This window comes from Desulfobulbaceae bacterium (assembly GCA_013792005.1).
Classification (GTDB): domain Bacteria; phylum Desulfobacterota; class Desulfobulbia; order Desulfobulbales; family VMSU01; genus VMSU01.
Genome location: VMSU01000187.1, coordinates 1 through 4,710 on the forward strand (window position 1 = coordinate 1; position 4,710 = coordinate 4,710).

3 protein-coding genes are annotated in these 4,710 nt (G+C 49.0%); 1 reads left to right on the top strand and 2 read right to left on the bottom strand.

What is annotated here, in order from left to right; translation table 11 throughout:
- Positions 1-73: 73 nt before the first annotated feature.
- The gene (locus FP815_11960; protein ID MBA3015646.1) at positions 74-1,297 is read left to right on the top strand and encodes an LbtU family siderophore porin; all 1,224 of its coding nucleotides are present in this window, start codon (positions 74-76) and stop codon (positions 1,295-1,297) included.
- A gap of 171 nt (positions 1,298-1,468) precedes the next feature.
- On the opposite strand, the gene FP815_11965 is transcribed toward FP815_11960, so the two are convergent.
- Both FP815_11965 and FP815_11970 read right to left on the bottom strand, forming a co-directional pair.
- The gene (locus FP815_11965) at positions 1,469-2,890 is read right to left on the bottom strand and encodes an NADH-quinone oxidoreductase subunit N (GenBank protein ID MBA3015647.1); all 1,422 of its coding nucleotides are present in this window, start codon (positions 2,888-2,890) and stop codon (positions 1,469-1,471) included.
- Positions 2,891-2,894: 4 nt separating this feature from the next.
- Complete coding sequence (locus FP815_11970) at positions 2,895-4,406, bottom strand: NADH-quinone oxidoreductase subunit M (protein MBA3015648.1); 1,512 nt, start codon at positions 4,404-4,406, stop codon at positions 2,895-2,897.
- Positions 4,407-4,710: the final 304 nt, after the last annotated feature.

Consider the following 4,710-nt stretch of genomic DNA (forward strand, 5'->3'; position numbering starts at 1 on the left):
GGTATGGGAAGCGCAGTGACGTTGGATAGAGTAATCAACAGAGAGAATAGTGGTTACAAACTGGAGATATGCTATGACAAAGGTGTTGAGTATTGTTGCGGTATTGAGTGGTATCTTGCTGGGCGGGGGTGGCCAGTCATGGGCCTTGTCCCCGGAAACATCAATGTTGCTTGATTTGTTGAAGGCCAAGGGAGTCATTACTGAAAGTGAGGCGGTTGAGTTTACTCAGGCGTTGGAAGGGAAAATGGTGGCATCTTCTCCTGTGGTCGATGACCATCGTCACAGCGTGCAGAGCCTTGCCGATCGAGTTGATAGGATGGAGAGTAAAAAAGAGGGGATAGAGGCCCTTGATGGCAAGCTGAGTTTAAGCGGGTTGGTTGAAGCCGAAATGGTAGTTTCTCAAGAGAAAAAGGCCGATGGGACCAAAACCAAGAGCAGCGATCTGGCGTTAGCGACAGCCCAGTTGAATGTCGATGCAAAGCTTAATCAATATGTGAGTGGACATTTGGCGTTCCTGTATGAAGAGGGTGGTGGGGATGACACTATCGTTATTGATGAGGCTTTTGTCTCATTGACAGCCAGTGATGATACTCCGGTGTATGCCAAAGTTGGTCGGTTATATGTGCCTTTTGGACGGTTTGAGAGTCATTTTATCTCTGATCCTGGGACTCTGGTGCTTGGAGAGACCAATGATACGGCCGTGGTCGCAGGGTATGCTAATGATATCGCGGAGTTTAAGGTTGGCGGTTTCAAGGGGAAAGTCAAGGAGGCTGGCAAGAGTGACCACATTAACAGCGCTGTGGCCTCAGCAGTTTTTTTCGTGCCCACGACCAACGAAGACGAGTTGTCCTTAAGCGGTGGCGTGTCGTATCTGTCTAACTTGGCAACCAGTGATAGCCTTGAGGCTGAGACGGTTGGTGATGTGGCCGATATGGTTGGTGGGTGGAGCGTCTTTTTTAGTTTTGCCTATGCCGATAGTTTCTTTTTTGATGCTGAGTACCTTGGCGCAGTCAAGGATTTTGCTGCTGCTGATTTTAGTTTCACTGATCTGGAAAACCGGCGACCGGAGGCCTGGAATCTGGAGGCTGCGATATTGGTATGCGAAGGAGGTGAAGTTGCCTTGCGGTACGGTGGCAGCGACGAAACCGGAACATTCCTCTCTCAGGATGAGTATGGCGCCGCGCTGCTCTACAGGTTTTTTGATTCGACCAGTTTTACGGTCGAATACCTGTATCAGCAGTTCCAGGATGCCAGCGACAACAGCCAAGGCACGGTACAATTGGCTGTCGAGTTCTAATTTTAGATAATTGTTCATTCTCCTCGGTTGAAACGATGGGAAAGGGGCATTAAGATAGCCTAAAGTTTTATTCAATGCGATTCCGACAAAAAAGGTAAGAAAAATAAACAGTTGGATGTTGATTAGCTGTTTTTTTGGATAAACTAGGAGCTTGTCGGACTTAGGCAAAATCTACTGAACCACCGCTAAGATCGAGGTGCTGAACATCGGGATCAACCCCAGAATAATCATAGTTACAGTAAGCAACGCCAGGGTTGTCCGCTGGACGTTGTCGATGACGAGTGGTTTGGAGCTTGCGGCAGGTTGGATAATATAGGCCTCTTTGACCAGTAGAAGATAATAATACAAGGATACGGTCGAGTTGAGCGCTGCAAATATTACCATGCCATAGAAGCCTTGCTTGGCGGCAGAGGCAAAGAGTAGAAATTTCCCCATAAAACCTGCCAATGGCGGAATCCCGCTCAATGAAAAAATAGTGAGCATTAAAACCGCAGCAAGAGCTGGGTTTTTCTTGCCCATTCCTTGGAGAGATCGAAAATCCTCACTTCTGTCGCGCCCTACAATGCTAATGATGAAAAAGATGGCATAGTTGGCGGCAGCATAGACAAACAAATAATAGATGATTGAGGATCGAGCCGTTTCGGCTTTACCTGCCATGGCCATGAGGATATACCCTGCCTGGGCGATGGACGAGTAAGCCATGAAACGGCGCAATCTTGCTTGCTTCATGGCTCCCAAGTTACCGATTGTCATGGTGGCTCCGGCCAAGAGGAGCAGAATCGGTTGCAGATAGTCATGAAGTGGAGCCAAGGGCCCATAGACCAGGATCAGCAGAAAGGCGATGGCTACCGCTTTAGAGGAAACAGAGATGAAGGCGGTTACCGGGGTGGGCGAGCCTTCATAGACGTCTGGAGCCCACATGTGGAAGGGAAAGACGGTCAATTTGAAACCGATTGCCGCTAAAACGAATAAGACGCCAAGCCTCAGGAGCGGATCAGACGGGAAGCTTTGAGTAAAGGCAAGAAGAGCTTCAAAGCTTAACGAACCTGCGCAACCATAGAGAAAAGAGTAGCCGAACAATAAAAATCCGGTGGAGAGCGATCCCATGATTATGTACTTGGTGGATGCCTCAACCGAAAGTGAATCTTCTTTTTGGTAGCCACTTAAGATGTAGAGGGGGATGGTAGCCAGTTCCATGCCGATAAACAGTGTTAGCAAGTCGGTTGCCGAGACCACGGCAAACATGCCGAAGGTACAGAGCATGATGATACAATAAAATTCGCTGCGATACTTGAGTGTTCCTCTGGCATTGCCCCTTGGAGCAAAATAGCTTGCCGAAAGCAGGACGGTGCAGAGTGCCGATAATACAAAAACCTGTTTGAAGAGAAGGGAGGTTCCTGTCACTTTATAGGTGCCAAGATACATGATTTCTTGGTTGTAGGGCAGCGTTGTCAGCACTAGAAAAATAGCGAGCAGTCCTGTCCAACTCAAGTGGAAAGAGGCAGTTGACAGAGGTTGGAGCCGGATGAGGTCAACGGTCATCACTATGGCTGCTAAAAGCAAAAGGAGAAAATCAGGTAGCAGGAGTGTCATGTGGTCACCGTGTTAGGTTGTTGAAAATAGGGTGTATCGCGTCATTGACCAGTGTAATGATCCAGCCTGGCATGATACCCATGCCAAAGAGACAGAAGAGCAGGATTGATACCGGTACCTTTTCCAGAGTAGTGGCATCGGAGAGCATTGTAAACTTAGGGGCGATAGGACCGTTGACCAAGGCATTGACTGCGCGCAGAATATAGACGGCAGTCACCACAATGGAGAGCACTGCCAGCACCGTACACACTCGGTTAATGATGGCAGGGTTGGCAAAAGAGCCAACAAAGACATTGGCTTCAGCGACAAAGCCGGAAAGGCTGGGTAGACCTAATCCGGCAAAGCCGACTATTACAAAGGCCACTGACAGAAATGGCATCACCTGCATCAATCCCCCCATCTCACTGACGGTTCTGGTGTGAGTCCGACCGTAGATCATGCCAATCAGGCAGAAAAAAAGTGCCGTCATCAGGCCGTGCGAGATCATTTGCAGGACTCCGCCCTTCAGTCCGGTAAACGTCATGGCCGTGAAGCCGAACAACACCAAGCCGCAGTGGGAGACGGAAGAATAGGCGGTGATATATTTCAGATCGGTCTGCCGAAGAGCTCCAAAAGCGCCATACAGCACGTTAATTGTCACCAATACCAGAAAAACTCCCATCCACATTTGTGCCCCTTCGGGCATCAAGTAAATACCAACCCGCAGGCAGCCATAGCCGCCGAGTTTCATTAGGACTCCGGCATGGAGCATGGAAACTGCTGTTGGGGCCGAGGCATGACCGTCAGGAGACCAAGTGTGGAAGGGGAACATGGCGCCGAGCACTCCAAATCCTAAGAAAATAACTGGGAAGGCCCAATACTGGAATGAATCGGAAAATCGTAATTGAGAGAGCTTTGCCAGGTCAAAGGTTGAGATGCCAGATTCGAAGTAAAGCCCCAGGATTCCGGCCAAGATTAAGGCCGATCCGGCAACCAGCATCAGGGTCAGCTTCATGGCGGCGTATTCTTTTTTGCCGGAGCCCCAGAGGCCGATTAGCAGGTACATAGGTAGCACCGCGATTTCGTAGAACATAAAGAAGGTAAAAAGATCGATGGAAATAAAAACTCCATAGACACCAGCCACCAGTACGTTGAGCAGAATAAAAAACTCCTTAGCTTGATCCTTGACCTCCCAGCTGGCAAGGACACCGCAAAAAATGACGATGGCCGTGAGCAGCATCATCAGCACAGAGATAGCATCAACACCGATGTTATAGTCAATGTTCATGATCTTGAACCAAGAGGTTTGGTAGGTGAAATGGAAAATACTGGAAGTGGAACTGTTCCCCGCCTGTGCTGACTCGACGACATTGATGAACTTCACTGTCAGGATTATTACCAGGGCAAGATTGATGAAATTGCCAAACAGGGAAAACAGTTTGATCAGCCGATGATTATCGTGGCGCACTGGAAGGCAAGCCAAGGCAATCATAAAGGGAATGATCCAGATAAGCGTCAGCAGAAGGGGTCCATTCATAATAGTGTGTTTCCCCGATATTTGACCTGAAAGACGGCGTTACTTCAGCCGAAGCCCCGGATTTTCATTGCTTGTGATTGTTTAGGAGCCGTCACGAAATAACTCCCGCTTTTTCGTAACTATCCACCTTCAGACCCAGAAAGGTGCCGAAGCCCGGAACCGGAACTGTTCTGGAGTGCCGCAGATGCTAGGCATCGGCTTTCGATGTGTGCTTTTCGCACATGAGCAGGCCGATAACAACGCAGATGTGGCACTGCTGAACAGTTACAACTCTCAAAACATTCGTCATCCCGGCATGACGGCA

Excerpts from the sequence above, each read along its gene's own strand:
- FP815_11960 (MBA3015646.1), top strand. The coding sequence starts at position 74 with ATGACAAAGGTGTTGAGTATTGTTGCGGTATTGAGTGGTATCTTGCTG.
- FP815_11965 (MBA3015647.1), bottom strand. The coding sequence starts at position 2,890 with ATGACACTCCTGCTACCTGATTTTCTCCTTTTGCTTTTAGCAGCCATA.
- FP815_11970 (MBA3015648.1), bottom strand. The coding sequence starts at position 4,406 with ATGAATGGACCCCTTCTGCTGACGCTTATCTGGATCATTCCCTTTATG.